The sequence below is a fragment of the Chryseobacterium sp. SIMBA_028 genome (assembly GCF_046535285.1).
Lineage (GTDB): Bacteria > Bacteroidota > Bacteroidia > Flavobacteriales > Weeksellaceae > Chryseobacterium.
In genome coordinates this window covers 1-257 of record NZ_JAWRWZ010000515.1, presented here as the reverse complement: position 1 = coordinate 257, position 257 = coordinate 1, and the positions used below count along the sequence as shown (strand labels likewise).

The following is a 257-nucleotide window of genomic DNA, read 5'->3' as shown; positions in this document are numbered from 1 at the left end:
GATATTTCACGAGAACGCGACCTCACGAGGGGGGATGACTTCCGGCGTGATTGAAAATCGATCGTCGACAAGCCGGACATCGAAAGAGCATCGACGAAGTTGTGACGTTTGCCGATCAAGCGCTCGAACTTTTCAAATGTCATCAAGACATGAGATGGTCTGCCTCGATCCGTTATGACATCGGGGCCAGTATGGGCAGCCTTTTTTGCTTCGCTGGAATCGTGATTCAAATCGCGACTTGTTAAGCGGGTGGTACC

At 51.0% G+C, this 257-nt stretch carries 1 protein-coding gene; it reads right to left on the bottom strand.

What is annotated here, in order from left to right:
• Positions 1–230: type II toxin-antitoxin system Phd/YefM family antitoxin (locus tag SCA31_RS24315; protein ID WP_410699547.1), on the bottom strand; the 230-nt coding region annotated here is incomplete at its 3' end.
• Positions 231–257: the final 27 nt, after the last annotated feature.